This window comes from Pseudoalteromonas sp. 1_2015MBL_MicDiv, assembly GCF_002407505.1.
Lineage (GTDB): Bacteria > Pseudomonadota > Gammaproteobacteria > Enterobacterales > Alteromonadaceae > Pseudoalteromonas > Pseudoalteromonas fuliginea.
Genome location: NZ_CP012737.1, coordinates 646,343 through 665,217 on the forward strand (window position 1 = coordinate 646,343; position 18,875 = coordinate 665,217).

Annotated in this window: 19 protein-coding genes; 16 read left to right on the forward strand and 3 right to left on the reverse strand. The window is 40.8% G+C overall.

What is annotated here, in order from left to right; translation table 11 throughout:
* Positions 1-24 precede the first annotated feature (24 nt).
* Both AOR04_RS02850 and AOR04_RS02855 read left to right on the forward strand, forming a co-directional pair.
* Positions 25-867, forward strand: a complete 843-nt coding sequence (locus tag AOR04_RS02850) for a pirin family protein (protein WP_008135012.1) — start codon at positions 25-27, stop codon at positions 865-867.
* Between the two features lie 21 nt (positions 868-888).
* Positions 889-1,869 carry a glutathione S-transferase family protein gene (locus AOR04_RS02855; RefSeq protein ID WP_096792488.1) on the forward strand — a complete coding sequence of 327 codons (981 nt, stop codon included), beginning with the start codon at positions 889-891 and terminating at the stop codon, positions 1,867-1,869.
* Here the strand turns inward: AOR04_RS02855 and AOR04_RS02860 are convergent.
* The 3 genes from AOR04_RS02860 to AOR04_RS02870 are packed head-to-tail and all read right to left on the reverse strand — an operon-like array spanning position 1,866 to position 2,910.
* Positions 1,866-2,108: a hypothetical protein gene (locus tag AOR04_RS02860; protein ID WP_007376988.1), complete on the reverse strand. Its 243-nt coding sequence runs from the start codon at positions 2,106-2,108 to the stop codon at positions 1,866-1,868. The two genes, AOR04_RS02855 and AOR04_RS02860, sit on opposite strands and share 4 nt — an antisense overlap.
* Position 2,109: 1 nt before the next feature.
* Positions 2,110-2,565: a hypothetical protein gene (locus AOR04_RS02865; protein ID WP_096792489.1), complete on the reverse strand. Its 456-nt coding sequence runs from the start codon at positions 2,563-2,565 to the stop codon at positions 2,110-2,112.
* A 6-nt stretch (positions 2,566-2,571) separates the two neighbouring features.
* Positions 2,572-2,910, reverse strand: a complete 339-nt coding sequence (locus AOR04_RS02870) for a hypothetical protein (protein WP_007376986.1) — start codon at positions 2,908-2,910, stop codon at positions 2,572-2,574.
* A gap of 493 nt (positions 2,911-3,403) precedes the next feature.
* Between AOR04_RS02870 and mraZ the strand changes: the two genes are divergently transcribed.
* The 14 genes from mraZ to ftsA are packed head-to-tail and all read left to right on the forward strand — an operon-like array spanning position 3,404 to position 18,860.
* The gene (mraZ, locus tag AOR04_RS02875; RefSeq protein WP_007376985.1) at positions 3,404-3,862 is read left to right on the forward strand and encodes a division/cell wall cluster transcriptional repressor MraZ; all 459 of its coding nucleotides are present in this window, start codon (positions 3,404-3,406) and stop codon (positions 3,860-3,862) included.
* Positions 3,863-3,890: 28 nt separating this feature from the next.
* Positions 3,891-4,829, forward strand: a complete 939-nt coding sequence (gene rsmH, locus AOR04_RS02880; RefSeq protein ID WP_007376984.1) for a 16S rRNA (cytosine(1402)-N(4))-methyltransferase RsmH — start codon at positions 3,891-3,893, stop codon at positions 4,827-4,829.
* Positions 4,826-5,155 carry a cell division protein FtsL gene (ftsL, locus tag AOR04_RS02885; protein ID WP_007376983.1) on the forward strand — a complete coding sequence of 110 codons (330 nt, stop codon included), beginning with the start codon at positions 4,826-4,828 and terminating at the stop codon, positions 5,153-5,155. The genes rsmH and ftsL overlap by 4 nt, the downstream gene beginning before the upstream one ends.
* Positions 5,152-6,969, forward strand: coding sequence for a peptidoglycan glycosyltransferase FtsI (locus AOR04_RS02890; protein ID WP_007376982.1), 1,818 nt, complete (start codon positions 5,152-5,154; stop codon positions 6,967-6,969). The genes ftsL and AOR04_RS02890 overlap by 4 nt, the downstream gene beginning before the upstream one ends.
* Positions 6,962-8,440, forward strand: a complete 1,479-nt coding sequence (gene murE / locus AOR04_RS02895) for a UDP-N-acetylmuramoyl-L-alanyl-D-glutamate--2,6-diaminopimelate ligase (protein ID WP_096792490.1) — start codon at positions 6,962-6,964, stop codon at positions 8,438-8,440. The genes AOR04_RS02890 and murE overlap by 8 nt, the downstream gene beginning before the upstream one ends.
* Positions 8,437-9,819, forward strand: a complete 1,383-nt coding sequence (locus AOR04_RS02900) for a UDP-N-acetylmuramoyl-tripeptide--D-alanyl-D-alanine ligase (RefSeq protein WP_096792491.1) — start codon at positions 8,437-8,439, stop codon at positions 9,817-9,819. Before murE ends, AOR04_RS02900 begins: the two co-directional genes overlap by 4 nt.
* Positions 9,819-10,901 carry a phospho-N-acetylmuramoyl-pentapeptide-transferase gene (gene mraY, locus AOR04_RS02905; protein ID WP_096792492.1) on the forward strand — a complete coding sequence of 361 codons (1,083 nt, stop codon included), beginning with the start codon at positions 9,819-9,821 and terminating at the stop codon, positions 10,899-10,901. Before AOR04_RS02900 ends, mraY begins: the two co-directional genes overlap by 1 nt.
* Positions 10,902-12,236, forward strand: a complete 1,335-nt coding sequence (gene murD / locus AOR04_RS02910) for a UDP-N-acetylmuramoyl-L-alanine--D-glutamate ligase (protein ID WP_096792493.1) — start codon at positions 10,902-10,904, stop codon at positions 12,234-12,236.
* On the forward strand, positions 12,233-13,408 hold the full coding sequence (gene ftsW, locus AOR04_RS02915; protein WP_096792494.1) for a cell division protein FtsW: 1,176 nt from the start codon (positions 12,233-12,235) through the stop codon (positions 13,406-13,408). The genes murD and ftsW overlap by 4 nt, the downstream gene beginning before the upstream one ends.
* The gene (gene murG / locus AOR04_RS02920) at positions 13,405-14,481 is read left to right on the forward strand and encodes an undecaprenyldiphospho-muramoylpentapeptide beta-N-acetylglucosaminyltransferase (protein WP_096792495.1); all 1,077 of its coding nucleotides are present in this window, start codon (positions 13,405-13,407) and stop codon (positions 14,479-14,481) included. Before ftsW ends, murG begins: the two co-directional genes overlap by 4 nt.
* Entirely contained in the window at positions 14,482-15,933 is a 1,452-nt protein-coding gene (murC, locus tag AOR04_RS02925; RefSeq protein ID WP_096792496.1) for a UDP-N-acetylmuramate--L-alanine ligase, read from the forward strand. It abuts the gene before it with no gap.
* A complete protein-coding gene (locus AOR04_RS02930; RefSeq protein WP_096792497.1) occupies positions 15,930-16,850 on the forward strand; it encodes a D-alanine--D-alanine ligase in 921 nt (306 codons plus the stop codon). The genes murC and AOR04_RS02930 overlap by 4 nt, the downstream gene beginning before the upstream one ends.
* Position 16,851: 1 nt before the next feature.
* The gene (locus AOR04_RS02935; RefSeq protein WP_008135031.1) at positions 16,852-17,631 is read left to right on the forward strand and encodes a cell division protein FtsQ/DivIB; all 780 of its coding nucleotides are present in this window, start codon (positions 16,852-16,854) and stop codon (positions 17,629-17,631) included.
* Positions 17,628-18,860 carry a cell division protein FtsA gene (ftsA, locus tag AOR04_RS02940; RefSeq protein ID WP_096792498.1) on the forward strand — a complete coding sequence of 411 codons (1,233 nt, stop codon included), beginning with the start codon at positions 17,628-17,630 and terminating at the stop codon, positions 18,858-18,860. Before AOR04_RS02935 ends, ftsA begins: the two co-directional genes overlap by 4 nt.
* The last annotated feature ends 15 nt before the right edge of the window (positions 18,861-18,875 follow it).

Here is an 18,875-nt window from a genome sequence, read left to right on the forward strand (position 1 = left end):
TTCTTTTTTAAAGTGAATTAAAAAATGAAAATATCAAAAGTGCTTACAGCTTATGCAACTCAAGATGGCGATGGCGTAAGTATTAGTCGTATCCCAGGATTTGATGGTAAATATTTAGATCCATTTTTAATGATTGACGAACTTAAGTCAGACGACAAAAAAGATTATATGGGAGGCTTTCCAGAGCATCCCCATCGAGGGATTGAAACGTTTACTTATATTTTAAAAGGTGGCTTTGAACATCGTGACCAAATGGGTAACAAAAAAGCAATTAAAGCAGGTGATGTGCAATGGATGAGTACAGGGCGCGGCGTTATGCACAGTGAGATGCCACTCGCTGATACCGTTGATGGATTGCATGGCTTTCAAATTTGGATCAACATGCCAAGTTTGGATAAGATGCGCGACCCACGTTATCAAGATACTACGCAAAATTCAGCTCCGAGTTTTACAAATACGCACGGTGTGACGTTAAAAGCACTTGCGGGATCGTGGCAGTTCGAAAGTGAAACGCTTACAAGTAGTTTGCAGGGTTTAGCTGCTAATGCTCTACTTGCTGACATTACATTACCCGCCGGTAAAAGCGTTCATTTGGAGCCTCTTAGCCAACAAAAAGTAATGATCTATATTCATAGCGGCTCAATAATAACAAGCGACGATCAAACAATCCCAGCTGGTAAGTTACTTATTTTAGAGCCAGACAGTAATATTAATATTACCTCAGAGCAAGGCGCTGGTGTTTTGGTTTTAGCAGGCGATCCACTTAATCAACCGATTGCTCACATGGGGCCGTTTGTAATGACGACGCAAGCTGAAGTACAGCAAGCAGTGCGTGATTATCAAAACGGCGAGTTCGGCAAAATTTAACCCTATTTTTAGGAGAGTTTCATGGGATTATTAGTTGATGGTCAATGGCAAGATAAGTGGTACGACACCGATTCAAGTAACGGAAAGTTTGAGCGTGAAGCTGCGCAGTTACGTCATTGGATAACTGCTGATGGTAGCGCTGGAATAACGGGCGACGCAGGTTTTAAAGCCCAATCTGATCGGTATCATTTATATGTATCACTTGCGTGCCCTTGGGCGCATCGAACGCTTATATTTAGAGCGTTAAAAGGGTTGGAAAATTTAATTACTGTGTCGGTTGTTAGCCCTGATATGCTTGATAGTGGTTGGGCTTTTGATACGCAAAACCACAGTACTGGTGATGCTTTATTTAATAGTAACTACTTACATCAAGTGTATACAAAAAATAACCCAAAGTACTCCGGGCGGGTAACCGTTCCCGTATTGTGGGATAAAAAGCTAAATAAAATTGTCAGCAATGAGTCTGCCGATATTATACGTATGTTTAATAGTGCATTTAATGAATTAACAGGTAATACCGATGACTTTTATCCTGAAGAATTGCAACCAAAAATTGACGAATTAAACGCGTTGATTTATCCAAATATAAATAATGGTGTTTATCGTACGGGTTTCGCAACAACTCAGGAAGCGTATGAAGAGGCGTTTAACGATTTATTTAAAGCACTCGATACAGTAGAGGGGATTCTGAGCAAGCAGCGTTATTTAGCCACAAACAGACTCACCGAGGCTGATTGGCGATTATTCACTACGCTGATTCGGTTTGATAGTGTGTACGTTGGTCACTTTAAATGTAATTTACGCACAATTGAAAGCTACCCTGCACTGAGCAGATATCTTAGAGATCTATATCAAGTTAGAGGAGTGGCCGAAACAGTTGATTTTTATCATATTAAACGTCATTACTATTTTAGCCATACAATGATCAACCCGACACAAGTTGTGCCAAGTGGTCCAAGTATTGATTACTTATCTGATCACGGTAGAGGTATTTATCTTTAAGCGAGTAGCCTAACAAGCCAGCCATATTTTCTAACCAAGCTGGTTTCGCTTTTCCCTGCTTGTACAGCAGCACCGGCTAAAAAAGCACTTGTTAGTCCTACTTTAGTTGCTGCAAAACGTTTTAACCGATATTGAAACGCCGCATGGTGTTGGCGTTTTAATTCACTGCGCATATCCATTTGCTTACTAAGAGCTTGAACGTTTTTGTTTGGGGCCTTAATTAAATTATCTACTAACATACTAATTCCCATGTAAATTTAATAGCTGCTTTAAACTTTTAAGTGTTTTACTAAAGCCAATTTTATTGCTTAGGTAAACTGTGTTTTTCCAAAGCCATACCAAACAAGCAACTTGCAGTGAAGTAGCTGTTACAATACTCAGCCATACCGACCCAAAGAGATCGTATACACCGTATCCAACAGCACCTAGAAATCCTGCCCACAACAAAACCAAACCACTGGCAAAACAGCCTAAAAATATAGTGATCAATGCAAGCGCTCTAAGCGACAACCGCCATTCAGCTTTAGCAAGCTGATGGGTGATCTCTCCTTGGGTCTGGTAATCATCCTTGAGCTGCTTAGAGTACTCTAAAAGCTTTGCAATATGATCTTGCCAATCGTCCTTTTGGCTTGGCTGCTCAGTAGCTTGGTTTTGCGCGTTACCATCCTTGGTTGCGGTTGTTTGTGGGTTATTCATCACTGATTACTTACGACGAAATAATGATGTAATTAACATACCAGCAGCAAAAGCAATGCCCGCAGTTGCTAATGGATTTTCAGAAGCGAAAGCACGTGTTTTTGCAGTGCATTCGCTCAGCTTTTCGCGTGCAATAAGTTGTTTTTCGCTTAGTGCTTCTGCTGAACTAGAAGCGCCTTTACGAACACTGCTTTCAGCTGTTGCTGCTTTGCTAGAAAGTGCATCTACAGCATCGTGCGCCGCTGATGTGGCTTTCTCTGTAAGTGGTGAGTCAGTATTTTTTAGTTTAACGTCAGGCTTAACATCTGAAGTTGTGTTTGGTTTCGTATTTGTTGCAGTAGCCATAATCAATCCTTAATAAGTTAAAAATTTAAATAGTGATTTAGACGATGCAATGATTAAACCAAATTTAATTTTCATTTTAACTTATTGAATTTTAGTTATTTTTTTTGTTCCTCCTGGTTTTGTCATGGTTGGTAATTAAAAAAAACAGTAACTATTACTACACGGTTAGGTAAATTTTACAAAGAAGGTGAAAATGCTTAAAAAACTGTAAATATTCATTGTTTATTCAGTAAGCAGAACGTGTAGAAATAAGCATATTAAAACTAAGTAAATTTTTTTTCGCTGTTATTCCACTTTTTCCCACGTAATTCAATCGCTTTGCTTGAACCCTTATTTTTTCTAGCTTTGAGACTCGTTAAAGCTGGTCAGCTTACTTGACAAAAAGGCTTGTCAAGCCCTAAACTGGAGGACTGTGGTAAAAAGTGGTTTTTAGTGGATCAAACTGGATCAAAGTAATCGTTAGGTGATTAAAATAATTTAAAGCAGGCTGTTTATGTTTCGTGGCGCAAGTTCACTGAGTTTGGATGATAAAGGACGCTTTGCGGTACCAACCAAGTACCGAGAATCTCTGCTATCTGAAGACCAAGGAACTGTTATTTGTACTGTTGCGCTAAATGAGCCGTGCTTATGGTTATATCCGCTTGCTGAGTGGCAAGAAATAGAAAATCGTTTAGCTAAAATTTCAAATATGAATCCACGAGCTCGACGTATGCAGCGTATGTTGCTAGGGAATGCCACAGAATATCAACTTGATAAAAATGGTCGGATTTTGTTAGCGCCTTCATTGCGTGCACATGCAGATCTAGGCAAAAAAATAATGTTGGTTGGTTTGATGAATAAGTTTGAAATTTGGGATGAGGCGCGTTGGAACGAACAAATGCGCCAAGATACTGAGCTTGAGAGGCTTGGTGATTTTGAACCTCACCCTGATTTAGATAATTTCACTCTCTAACAGCACAATAAAAGGCAAATAATAGCTAATGACAGCGCAATTTGAACACGTATCCGTTTTAATGGACGAAACCATAGATGCCCTTGCAATTAAGCCAGACGGCATATACATGGACGGCACTTTTGGACGTGGCGGTCATTCAGGGCAAATATTAGCACGCCTTGGTAATGAAGGTCGTTTGCAAGCGATTGACCAAGATCCGCAGGCAATACAATCAGCTGAAAAGTTTGCTGATGATCCGCGATTTGCAATTGCACATACTCGCTTTTCAAAACTTTACGAAGTAGCAGAGCAAAACGATCTCATTGGTAAAGTCGACGGGATTTTATTAGATATAGGTGTGTCGTCGCCACAGTTAGATGATGCTGGGCGTGGTTTTAGTTTCATGAAAGACGGCCCACTAGATATGCGTATGGATCCAACAAGTGGTCGCAGTGCAGCCCAATGGTTAGCTGAAGCTGAATTGGATGATATTACCCATGTAATTAAAAAGCTGGGTGAAGAGAAATTTGGTAAGCGTATTGCGCATAAAATACTTGAGATTAGAGAGCACACGCCAATTACTACGACTAAGCAGTTAGCTGATTTAGTCGATGAAGCAGTACCTGTAAAAGATAAGTTTAAACACCCTGCTACTCGTACTTTTCAGGCGATCCGTATTTATATTAATAGCGAACTTGAAGAGATTCAAACGGCATTGCAGTCTGCAATTAAGGTCCTTAAACCCGGTGGTCGTTTGGTTGTTATTTCGTTTCATTCATTAGAAGATCGTATTGTAAAACAGTTTATTAGAAAACAGAGTCGGGGAGAAGTATTACCCAGAGGTCTGCCTTTAACTGACGCACAAATAAATAAAAATCTGACGTTAAAGGCAGTGGGTAAAGCGATTAAGCCAAGTGCCGCTGAAGTTGAGCGTAATCCGCGTTCTCGTAGCTCTGTACTTAGGATTGCTCAGAGGCTGGAATGAATATAAAAGCGAATCATCGTCAACCACCTAATTTATTTTTTGAAATTGTTAAAGGCCTAGGAGCTAATAAGCTTACCTCGGCCTTGTTGGTTGTGATATTCGCGTCAAGTTTAACTGTGGTACAAGTAACACATCTTGCTCGAGGGCAACTTATTGAACAAGATTCGTTACTCCAAGAGCGTGATGAACTTGATTTAGAATGGCGTTATTTATTAGTTGAAGAGGAATTTTATTCACAGCATGCACGTATCGAAGAAATTGCGAAATCACAGCTAAAAATGAAACGACCAACGAGTCAAGATGAACAGGTAATAATACTGCAATGAGAAATCGAGGCAAAAAACCAGTAAATAACTTAATTACATGGCGCTTTATGCTGGTGTGTGGCGTTGTGTTTATGGTGTTTGTAACACTGGTATCTCGTGCTGCTTATTTACAAGTAATTGAACCTGACAAAGCCCGTTCTGAAAGTGATAAACGTACCGTACGTGTCGAAAAACTTCACGTCCAGCGTGGGATGATTTTTGATCGTAATGGCAAAGAGCTCGCGGTGAGTGTACCGGTAGTGAGTGTGTATGCAGATCCTAAAGCACTTCACAAATCACTTGTTTCTAAAGTGATTAAGCAAGCGCGTAAAAATGGCGAGGATCAACAATCACTTGCAGACAATGCGGTCGAACTTGATAAACGTACAGTGCAGTATTACAAAAATGATATGCGCTGGCGTGAACTCGCTGACGTTCTGCGTACCGATCCGAAAAAAATTAATTCACGCCTTCTTAACGATCCTTCTCGTCGCTTTGTTTACTTAAAACGCCAAGTAACTCCTGCCGTTGCAAATTATATTGGCGACTTACGTTTACCTGGCATTCATTTATTAGATGAATCTAAGCGTTATTACCCTGCCGGTGAAGTAACTGCACATATTATTGGTTTCACCAATATAGATGGCAAAGGTATTGAAGGTATTGAAAAGCTGTATGAGAATGCATTAACGGGCGAAGAAGGCCGTCGTACTATACGCAAAGATGCACAAGGACGCGAAGTAGAAGTGCTTGATGAGCGCGAACGCGTAGAACCTGAAAGTATTCAGTTAAGTATTGATCAACGTATTCAAGGCATCGCTTATAAAGCGATTAAATCTGCTGTACTTACTTATAAAGCGACATCGGGTTCAGCGATGGTTGTTGATATAAAAACAGGCGAAGTATTAGCGATGGTTAATAGCCCTTCGTTTAATCCAAACAACTTAAGCGATGCTGCCCCGCATAAGCGCCGTAACCGCGCAATTACCGATTTGTTTGAACCAGGCTCAACTGTTAAGCCCCTAGCCATTTTAGCTGGGCTAGACTACGGCGCAATTAAAGCCGATGACAAAATTGATACTTACCCTGGTTGGATGCGTTTAGGCGGTAGCTTAGTTCAAGATACTCGCAATCATGGTGAGATGACACTGCGCGAAATTTTAAAATACTCTTCAAATATGGGAGTTACGAAAGTAACGCAGTTAGTACCTAAAGATTATTTAGTGGGATTGTTTCAAAAGGTAGGGTTTGGCTCAGATTCAGGCACCGGTATGGTGGGGGAAAGCAGTGGTTTGTTTTACCCTAATCGCCGTTGGTCGGATCATGAAATTGCTGCGCTTTCATTTGGTTACAATATTGCAGTAAGTACAGCCCAAATGGCACGATTTTATGCCATGTTAGGCGCTGGGGGAGTCAACCGTCCATTAACGATTTTAAAACAAGATAATGTACCAGAAGGCGAACGTATTTTTAAACAAAAAGACGTAGAAGCCGTGGTCCATATGATGGAAAGTATATTTGAAGAGGGCGGCACAGCCAGTCGCGTTAAAGTTGATGGCTATCGTGCAGCAGGTAAAACGGGTACATCTAAAAAAGCAGCTGTTGGTGGTTATGGTGACGAATATGTTGGCTATTTTGCAGGTGTCGCACCTGCAAGTAATCCTCGATTAGCCGTTGTTGTTATGATTAATGAACCCGGCGGGGATGTGTACTACGGAGGGGCCACCGCTGGGCCTGCATTTGCTGAAATAATTTCGAATTCATTAAGAATATTAAATGTAGCACCGGACAAGGAAGATGTTGCCTACGTGGAAGGTAAAAAGAACGATGCGTGATTTAAGAGATACTTTAAAATACATCGAAATTGATGCGCCCTCGCAACTGGTAAAACATTTACGCATTGATAGTCGTGAGGTAACACCAGGTGATGTATTTGTTGCTATTAAAGGCCATTCACTTGATGGCGGACAATTTATTGCTAAAGCAATTGAAAATGGCGCAACAGCGATTATTGCTGACAGATTATGCGAATTTGAAACAAGTTTCGAACCACTATATTTAGTTTCAGAGCTTGATAAAAAGCTTCCAGAATTAGCAAGTCGCTTTTATAACCAACCAAGTCAGGCTTTGGATTTAATTGGTGTGACTGGCACAAATGGTAAATCAACCACCACAGCAATGATTGCTCACTTAGCGCAATTTTGTAGTACTGAGTCAGCGATTATTGGCACGCTAGGTTATGGACATCCTAATAACTTAACTCCACTGATGAATACTACGCCTTCAACGGTTGATTTACAGCATATTTTGAGTGATCTAAATTTACAGCATAAAAAGCTAGTCGCCATGGAAGTGTCATCGCATGGGTTAGTGCAACAGCGTGTTGCTAAATGTGAATTTAAAGCAGCTGTGTTTACTAATCTTTCGCGTGATCACTTAGATTATCATGGTGATATGGCAAGTTACGGTGATGCAAAATTAATGCTTTTTCGTGATTTTGAACCGCAAGTTGTGGTGCTTAATCAAGATGATTTTCAAGCGGAGCAATGGCTTGAAAAGTATGATTTTAATAATCTAATTTGTTATGGCCGCAAAAACTTCGCTCCTAAGAATACTCGATACGTCTATTTTTCTGATGTTGAATATTCAAGTGTAGGTATTTCGGCGCAGTTATCGACGAGTTGGGGTGATATATCAATTAAATCGCCTCTGTTTGGCGAATTTAATTTATATAACTTAACGGCAGCGCTCGCTACATTGCTAGGGCTTGGTTATCCGCTTGAGCAATTAATTACAGGTTGTGCGCAGTTACAGCCAGTCGCTGGGCGAATGCAAGCATTTAGTCAAGCAGGCATGCCAACGTGTGTTGTTGATTATGCACATACGCCCGATGCACTTGCACTTGCATTGCAAGCATTGCAACAGCATGTACCAGGTGGTGTGAGTTGTGTATTTGGTTGCGGTGGTGACAGAGATAAAGGTAAGCGAGTATTAATGGCGCAAGCAGCTGAGCAAAATGCTAATAAAGTTATTATTACCAGCGATAACCCGCGATCTGAAAATCCTGATGACATTATTGCTGATGTGGCTGGCGGTTTAGTGAACCCTCAAGACGCACATTTAGAGGCTGATAGAGCAACTGCAATTCGTTTTGCTATAGAAAATGCTACAGCTGATGATGTTATTTTGATTGCAGGTAAAGGCCACGAAGATTATCAAATTATAGGCGATAAGCGCATCGACTTTTGCGATCGCCGTTATGTACAAGAACAACTAAAAAAAGCAGTAAGAGGGATAACACAATGATCCCAATGGATTTTGATTGGTTAGCCAATGTACTAACAACCGATTATCAAGGTGATAATCAACAAGTGCTTAATATAAATACTGATACTCGTACAGTGTGCGATGGCGAAGTGTTTTTAGCACTTAAAGGGCCCAATTTTGATGGCCATAAATTTATAGCAGAAGCTAAACAAAAAGGCGCTATTGGCGTTATTGTTCAGCACAAAGTAGATGTAGATATTCCACAATTTATAGTAAGCGATACACGTATTGCACTAGGTGCGATTGGCACTGCTGTTATGGCGCAAGTGGCGCCTAAAACAATTGCAATTACAGGGAGTGTAGGTAAAACCACCGTAAAAGAAATGTGTGCAGCAATTTTGTCGGTTCACGGTGATGTATTAGCTACTAAAGGTAATTTTAATAACGATATTGGCGTCCCACTTACGTTATTGCGCTTAGAGCCTCAACATCGTTTTGCAGTAATTGAACTAGGTGCAAATCACTTAGGTGAAATTGCCTACACAACTGCAATGACCAAACCAGATGTGGCCGTTGTATGTAATGTTGCAGCCGCTCACTTAGAAGGTTTTGGTAGCTTAATGGGGGTTGCAAAAGCTAAAGGTGAGATTTTTGATGGCCTAAAAGATGACGGCGTTGCCATTGTTAATTGCGATAGTGAATTTAGCCAGTATTGGTTAGATAAACTTGAAGGGCGTAATGTTAAACGTTTTTCTACAACCGAAAAACTCGACATTTGGGCAGAGAATATCACGCTTGATGCCAATGCGCGTGCAAGCTTTACGCTTTGTACTAAAGACAAGCAAGTCCCTGTTACTTTGGCGCTACCTGGCAAGCACAATATTAGTAACGCACTTATTGCGGCTGCACTTACTAGTGAATTTGATGTAACTCTTGAAGAAATAGCCAATGCACTTGCCACTATGGGTGATGTAAAAGGGCGCGTTAATCTAATTGAAGTGTCTGATTTACTCACCGTGGTTGATGATACCTATAATGCCAATGTTAAGTCGGTAAAGGCTGCGATTGACTTGTTAAGTGATATGCAAGGTCACCGCATTTTAGCGCTGGGAGACATGGGGGAGCTAGGTGAAGATGCACGTAAATATCACCAAGAAGTTGGTGAGTATGCACTTGAGCAAGGGATTGATGAGTTATTTACATTAGGTGTATTAAGTAAATGCGCAAGTGATGTGTTTGAACTCCCTAATCGCCACTTCTCGAGCCGTGAACAAATGCAGCAAAAAATTCAAGAAAGTATTAATAAAGTGAATACAAAAACAACAATAGTAGTGAAAGGATCGCGCAGTTCTCGCATGGAATTATTAGTAACCGATTTAGTTAATGGCCAGCAACAAGCCATCAATGGAGTATCATAATGTTAGTTTGGCTGGCAGAGTATTTAACCCAGTATTTTAGTGGTTTTCATGTTTTTTCGTATTTAACGCTACGTGCCATTTTAGGTATTTTAACTGCGCTAATTATGTCTCTTTATTTAGGACCTAAGTTAATTCGTGGTTTGCAACGTATGCAAATAGGTCAAACGGTTCGAGACGATGGTCCGCAATCGCATCTATCTAAGTCGGGTACGCCGACTATGGGTGGCTTACTTATTTTAGCGGCTATTTTTACCAGTACGCTACTATGGGCTGAATTATCGAATAAGTATGTATGGGCAACGCTGTTTGTAATTGGCTCATTAGGTATTGTTGGCTTTGTTGATGACTACCGTAAAGTTATCCGTAAAGACCCAAAAGGTTTAATTGCTAAATGGAAATATTTTTGGCAGTCAGTAATTGCGTTAGTGGTAGCTACTGCTTTGTACTTTACCAGTGCACAAGCATCTGAGACATCTCTTGTTGTTCCATTTTTTAAAGACGTATTACCGCAACTTGGCTTGTTTTATATTGTGCTTACGTATTTTGCGATTGTAGGTACATCAAATGCAGTAAACCTGACTGATGGGCTTGATGGCTTAGCCATCGTACCCACTATTTTAGTCGCCGCAGCATTGGCAATTATTGCTTACTTAACAGGTAATATTAACTTTTCGGCTTACTTACATATTCCGCATTTACCGCTAGCAAGTGAGCTTGTGGTTGTGTGTACTGCCATTGTGGGTGCAGGGCTTGGCTTTTTGTGGTTTAACACTTACCCAGCACAAGTATTTATGGGTGATGTAGGCTCATTAGCACTTGGTGGTGCATTAGGTATTATTGCTGTTTTAGTACGCCAAGAGTTACTGCTTATTATTATGGGCGGCGTATTTGTTATGGAAGCACTCTCGGTCATATTACAAGTGGGATCGTATAAATTACGTGGGCAACGCATTTTTAGAATGGCGCCAATTCATCATCATTACGAATTAAAAGGTTGGCCGGAGCCACGTGTTATCGTACGCTTTTGGATTATTTCTATTGTGCTAGTCCTCGCTGGTCTAGCGACATTAAAGATTCGATAAATGCAGTATTTAAACGAGATAAAAAATAAACAAATAACAGTGCTCGGACTCGGTGTTACCGGTCTGGGCATTGTGCGTTTTTTATTATCTCGTAGCCTTATGCCAAAAGTTGTTGATAGCCGTACAAGCCCTCCAGGGATTGATTGGCTTAAAGAGCATGCACCAAATCTAGATACACACTTTGGTAATTTGGATGACGCAGAGCTTCGTACAAGCGATATAATTATTATAAGTCCAGGGCTCAGCTTAAAAATACCAGCTGTTGCAGATGCAATTAACGCAGGTGTTGAAGTGATTGGCGACGTTGAGTTATTTGCACGTATTAATACAAAACCGGTTGTTGCAGTAACTGGCTCCAACGGTAAATCAACCGTGGTTACGCTCGCTTATGAAGTATTAAAAGAAGCCGGCTATAAAGTTGCTTTGGGTGGGAATATTGGCACTGCGGTGCTGGATTTACTCAATGATGATTTTGATGTGTATGTACTTGAGCTATCTAGTTTTCAACTAGACACCACAAAGAGCTTAAAGCCAATAAGTGCAACGGTATTAAATGTGTCAGAAGATCACCTTGACCGCTACGACAGTTACCAAGCTTATATAGACTCAAAGCTAAGTATTTATGACGGTGCAGAGCTTATTGTAGTTAATACTGACGATAGTCAAACGCATCCAATTGAGCGCAGTACAACCCCCAAAATTAGCTTTGGTGTTCAACAAGGTGATTACCATTTAGCGCAATACAATAACGAAACTCACTTTATGGTTAAAGGCGATGCCTTTTTACCAGTGAGTACGCTTGCTGTAGTGGGGAAACACAATTATTTAAACACACTTGCTGTAATGGCGCTTTTAAGTCCGTTTGAAGTAAGCAAAGAGCAATATGTAAACGCGTTGAGCCAATTTAATGGGTTGGCGCATCGCTGCCAATTTGTAGCTGAATTTAATGGTGTAAAATATTTTAACGATTCAAAGGCGACTAATGTTGGGGCAACTATTGCAGCAATAGATAGCTTAGCTAGTGATGGTGAAAACCTGATTGTTATTGCAGGTGGTGATGCCAAAGGCGCTGATTTAAATGCCCTTAAACCTTATATTCAACGGCATGTTAAAGCATTAATTTGTTTCGGCAAAGACGCAAGCGACTTAGCTGCGATTACCAATAAGAGCTATTTAACTAATAATATGGAAGAAGCCGTTACTTTGGCCAAAGTACTCAGTCGTGCTGGTAATATTGTTTTATTGGCCCCTGCGTGTGCCAGTATTGATATGTATAACAACTATATGCAACGCGGTGATGACTTTGTTGTGTGCGTTATGGCGGAGAAAGTATGATTACCTTTGCCGATATAAAAGACGCATTAACACCTAAGCCTTCGGCGCAGTTATACGATGTACCGCTATTGTACTGCGTAATAATGCTAATAGGTGTTGGTTTTATCATGGTAACCAGCGCATCAATGCCGACCGCTGAACGATTATTTGATAACTCGTATCATATTACTATTCGTCACAGTATGTTTTTAGCTATGGCTTTTGTTCTTTTTTGGATAACGGTTTGTGTACCAATGGATTGGTGGAAAAGATCAAACCCTTATTTATTAATACTAGGCATGGTGCTGTTAATAGCCGTATTAATTATTGGTCGTGAAGTGAATGGAGCTAGGCGATGGATCCCTATTGGCCCGGTTGGTTTTCAGGTGGCTGAGGCTGCAAAGCTGTATTTTTTTAGTTATATTGCGGGCTATTTAGTAAGAAAACGCGAAGAGGTACAAGAAAATATTAAAGGCTTTGCAAAGCCTATTGCTGTATTTGCGGTATATGCTCTGCTTATTTTGCTGCAACCTGATTTGGGCACCGTAGTTGTTATGTTTGTAACTACGGTTGGTCTGCTATTTTTAGCCGGTGCTAAGTTATGGCAGTTTTTTGTACTTATTTTAACGGGGGTTGGCCTTGTTGTTTTACTTATAATTGTTGAGCCATATCGTATGGCACGTGTTGTTGGCTTTTTAGATCCCTGGGATGATCCTTTTGGTAAAGGTTATCAGTTGGTGCAATCGCTAATGGCATATAGCCAAGGTGGTTGGTTTGGCCAAGGTCTTGGCAACAGTGTACAAAAGCTACAATATTTACCTGAAGCGCATAACGATTTTATTTTTGCTGTTATAGGTGAAGAACTTGGTTTAATCGGCGTTGTAAGTATTTTAATGGTATTAGCTACCTTGGTATTTAGAGCGCTATTAATTGGTCAGCAAGCATTAAAGTGTGGCAAAGAATATGAAGGCTATTTTTCGTTTGCTATTGGTATTTGGTTTGCGTTTCAAACTATGGTTAATGTAGGTGCGAGTGCGGGGATTTTACCGACAAAAGGATTAACACTGCCGTTTATTTCTTACGGTGGTTCAAGCTTAATGATTATGACGATAGCCACGGGCATTTTATTACGCGTAGATTTTGAGACTAAGATGGCAACAAAACAAGCCACTTCACGCGGAGGTAAGCGATGAGTAAAAAATTAGTCGTTGTAGCTGGTGGAACTGGCGGGCATATTTTCCCTGGTATCGCTGTAGCTGACTATTTAAAACAACAAGGCTGGCAAGTTAGCTGGATAGGAACACCTGATAGAATGGAAGCTGACGTTGTTCCAAAGCATAACATAGACATTGATTTTATTGATGTTAAGGGTGTGCGTGGTAACGGTATAAAACGTCTTGTTAAAGCGCCATTTATGGTGTTTAACGCCATATTGCAAGCACGTAAAGTTTTAAAAAAACAGCGTCCAGATGTCGTACTTGCGATGGGCGGGTATGTAACTGGACCAACAGGTATTGCTGCCAAAAGTTTAGGTATTCCGCTGGTTATTCATGAGCAAAATGCGGTAGCGGGCATGAGTAACAAATTGCTAGCTAAGTGTGCTAATCGTGTATTAGCGGCATTTCCAAGTGCATTTGCGCATGGCCAAGCTGAACTTGTTGGCAATCCGGTACGTCAAAGTGTTATTGATATACCAAAGCGTGATGTATCAAGCCCAATAAATATGTTGGTAGTGGGTGGTTCACTTGGGGCACAAGTACTTAACCAAACATTACCTGAAGCATTTAAAGTATTGAGTAATACCACCGCAATTAGTGTGTGGCATCAAACAGGTAAAGGCCATTTACACAGCGTTAAAGAGGCTTATAAAGCACACGGTTTTGATAGTAATAACTTAAACGTTGCTGAATTTATTGATGATATGGATACGGCTTATGCTTGGGCTGATATTGTCATTTGCCGCGCGGGTGCGTTAACGGTTAGTGAAATTGCTGCGGCTGGAAAAATGGCTATATTTGTTCCGTTTCCTCATGCAGTGGACGACCATCAAACAGCGAATGCACAGTATTTAGTAAAGGCAAATGGGGCTTTGTTAATGCCTCAAGCACAGTTTAATCAACATTCAATTGTTGAGCTTTTAAATCCTTATTTAGCTAAGCCTATATTAATTAAACAAATGGCAGCAAATGCTCAAAAGCAAGCCATTTTAGATGCCACAGTAAGCGTTGCAGCACACTGTGAGCAAGTAACAAATAAGAGAGTGTAAGTGAAAGAAGCATCAGTACAAGAAAAACACACACGACCTGCAATGCGTCGAATTGATACTATCCATTTTATTGGCATTGGTGGTGCCGGTATGGGCGGTATTGCTGAAGTACTCGCTTTTGAAGGCTACCGTATTACAGGTTCTGACATTGTTCATAGCGCTATGACAGATCGCTTAATTAAAGCCGGTGCTGAGGTATTTATTGGTCATCACGAAAATAACGTAAAAGATGCTAACGTAGTCGTTGTTTCAAGTGCTATTGATGAAACAAACCCTGAGATTATTGCAGCAAAAGCAGCAAGAGTTCCGGTTGTGCGCCGCGCAGAAATGCTCGCAGAGCTAATGCGTTTTCGCCATGGTATAGCGATTGCGGGTACGCATGGTAAAACAACGACAACGAGCCTAATTGCGAGTATTTATGGACAGGCGGGGCTTGATCCAACTTTTATTATTGGTGGCTTGTTAAATAGCGCAGGTAGTAACGCAAAAGTAGGAAAAAGTGATTTTTTAATAGCAGAAGCGGATGAAAGCGACGCGTCGTTTTTACACTTGCAGCCAATGGTTTCGGTGATCACAAATATTGAAGAAGATCACATGGATACTTACGGCGGCAGTCTTGAAAAAATGAAAGACACGTATGTAGATTTCATTCATAACTTGCCGTTTTATGGTTTAGCTGTTGTATGTATTGATTCTGAAGTTGCTGCTGAACTTATCCCGCGCTTTGGTCGCCCAGTTATCACGTATGGCGAATCGAAGGATGCTGATTACCGCATGAGCGACTTTAGCCAATCAGCTAATACGTGCACATTTACAGTAACTAACAAACAAGGTGAATGTTTAACTGCCACGTTGAATATGCCAGGTAGACACAACGCACTTAATGCAACCGCTGCGATTGCTGTGGCAAAAGATCAAAACATTGCTAACCATGCAATTTTAGAAGCGCTGCAGAAGTTTGAAGGCATTGGTCGTCGTTTTCAACACTATGGTGAATTTGAAAACGAGCGTGGTAATGTGATGTTAGTTGATGATTATGGGCATCACCCTTCAGAAGTTGCAGCAACAATTGCTGCAGTGCGTGAAGGTTGGCCTGATAAGCGCTTAGTAATGGTATATCAACCACATAGGTTTTCTCGTACACGCGACTTGTACGAAGATTTTGTAAAAGTACTTGCTGATGTAGATCAGTTACTATTACTTGATGTGTATAGCGCAGGTGAAGACCCTATAGTCGGTGCTGATAGTAAAAGCCTCTGTAGAAGTTTACGCCAACGTGGCAAAGAGCCACTTCATGTTGCTTCAAGTTCAGAGCTTGCAGGTGTCCTCGGTGAATGCCTAAAAAATAACGATTTAGTATTAACCCAAGGCGCAGGTAATATAGGCCAATTAGTAAAAACCTTAGCTGCAACGGGTATGTCGATAGAAAAACTTAAGCAAGGTGAAGTATGACCCAGGTAAACACACAATTTGGTAAAGTAGCGGTGCTGTTAGGTGGCAATTCAGCAGAGCGTGAAGTGTCATTAAAATCTGGTCAAGCTGTTTTAAATGCACTGCAAAGTAGTGGCATTGATGCAATTGCATTTGACCCACAAAGTCGTTCTTTGTGGGAATTAAAAGAATTAAATGTAGAGCGCGTTTTTATTGCGTTACATGGTCGTGGTGGTGAAGATGGCACCGTACAAGGTGCGCTTGAATTTATGAACCTGCCTTACACAGGTAGTAATGTATTGGGCTCAGCCCTCGCTATGGATAAAATTCGCTGTAAACACTTGTTTAAATCGGCGGGTCTAAGTACGGCCCCTTATGCTGTTGTCGATGCTAAAAAAGGCTTTGATGCAGTTGCCATTATGGATGAATTTAAAAAGGTAATGGTTAAGCCATCGCACGAAGGCTCAAGCATAGGTATGGCACAAGCAAGCAATGCGCAAGAGTTAGAAGAAGCACTCGCTAATGCATTTAAGTTTGATAGCCAAGTACTTGTCGAACAGTGGATTACAGGACGAGAGTTCACGGTTACTGTATTGGGTGATGAAGTACAGCCTGTAATTGAGATGACCACGCCTAATGGTTTTTACGATTACCAAGCTAAGTATCAATTAAGCACGACGCAATATCATTGCCCTGCAAATTTATCAAAGCACGATACAGAGCACTTACAAGAAATTTCACTTGATGCATTTGACCTTGTAGGTGCAAGTGGCTGGGGACGTGTGGATGCAATGCAAGATGAGCAAGGACACTTTTACCTACTAGAGGTAAATACAGTGCCTGGCATGACTGAAAAATCACTAGTACCAATGGCTGCAAAAGCGAATGGGGCAAGTTTTGAGCAATTAGTTGTTCGCATTTTGGAGCAAACACTTTAATATGCACCCCCTTTTAGAAAAAGCTCAGAAAATCAAACAGCAACTAAATTGGTCGCTAATTTTTGGTGTGAGCTTTTTTCTAATTGTTGTGATTGGCTTAATACAGATCACGGCGGGGGTTTCGCATTGGTTAGTTGAAAACAAAGATGCTCAAATTAAGCATTTAACAGTGCAAGGGCATCCTAAGTACACTGATGAAACGGCAATAATAAAAGCAATAAAAAGAGCCGATTTAAGTAGTTTTTTTGAACTTGATGTAAAACATGTGCAACAACTGGTGCAAGATTTACCTTGGGTTGCGACAGTATCAGTACGTAAACAATGGCCAGATACTTTGCAAGTATATGTTGTTGAGCATGATGCTGTGGCACATTGGAATAGTGATTTATTACTAAATCAAAAAGGTGAAGCTTTTCAGGCTAGTAGCGATAAACTAAATGTAGATTTACCGCAGTTATTCGGGCCAGAAGGCAGTGAACAAGAAGCATGGTTAGCTTTTAAACAGTTTGATGAAATGCTTAAAGTAAATGCGTTAACATTAAATAGTTTAGCGTTGTCTGAGCGCTTTTCATGGCAACTGTGGTTAGATAATGGTGTACGTTTAAATTTAGGGCGTAAAGATAAAGCTAAGCGAGTTCAGCGCTTTATAGATGTTTACCCGAGAATGGAACATCCTGAAAATGCACAGATAGATACAATCGATTTACGGTATGATACCGGCCTTGCAGTAAGCTTTAAGCCAATGCAAGAAGAACAATTACAAAATAAGAGTAAGGCATGACTAAGTCAGCAGAAAGAAACCTCGTGATTGGATTAGATGTTGGTACCTCGAAAGTGGTTGCCACGGTAGGTGAAATCACCGCAGATAACAAACTCAGTATTGTTGGTGTGGGGAGCCAAGTGTCTCGTGGTATGGATAAAGGCGGCGTTAACGATTTAAACTTGGTATCTGAGTCTATTCGCCGAGCTATAGACGAAGCTGAGTTAATGGCTGATTGTCGTATTAGTTCTGTGTACCTTGGTATCTCTGGTAAACATATTCAGTGTCAAAACGAGAGTGGTGTAGTTGCTATTAACAACACTGAAGTGACCGATGAAGATATTGAAAATGTCATTCATATTGCACGCTCTGTGCCTATTTCGGCAGAGCGTAAAATGCTGCATGCATTGCCGCAAGAATACAGTATCGACATGCAAGAGGGCATTAAAAACCCACTTGGTATGAGTGGTGTTCGTATGGAAGCGCGAGCACATATCATTACTTGCTCAAACGACATGGCAAAAAACATTGAAAAATGTGTAGAACGTTGTGGTCTTGAAGTCGATCAGCTTATCTTTACCGCACTAGCATCATGTTATTCTGTATTAACAGATGACGAAAAAGAGCTAGGTGTTGCAGTACTTGATATTGGTGGCGGTACTATGGATATCACCATTTATATTAATGGTGCACTTCGCCATTCTGCCGTTATTCCTGTTGCTGGTAATCAGGTTACAGGTGATATTGCAAAAATATTTCGTACACCTATATCACATGCAGAGTCACTCAAAGTACAATACGCATGTGCTAGCAGCCAAATGGCAAGTAGCGAAGACACAATTGAAGTACCAAGTGTTGGCGGACGACCAGCAAGATTGATGTCACGCCATACATTGTCAGAGGTAGTAGAACCTCGTTTTAGAGAATTATTTGAGCTTGCGATGGATGAGATTCGTCGTTCTGGTTTGGAAGATCAAATTGCTGCAGGCCTCGTTGTTACAGGTGGCACTGCTAAAATGACTGGTGCAATGGAAGTGGCAGAAGACATTTTCCAAATGCCAGTTAGAATAGGAAAACCAATAGGGATAGTTGGTTTGACAGACTATGTAGATGATCCCTCGTACGCAACTGCTGTTGGTTTGTTACAATACGGACGTACAATGCAATCGATGAATGCACAAAAGTCGAAAGCAGAAGGGAACAATAATTTATGGAACCGTGTTACAAAATGGTTTCAAGGCGAGTTTTAATGCTCAAGTCGGAGA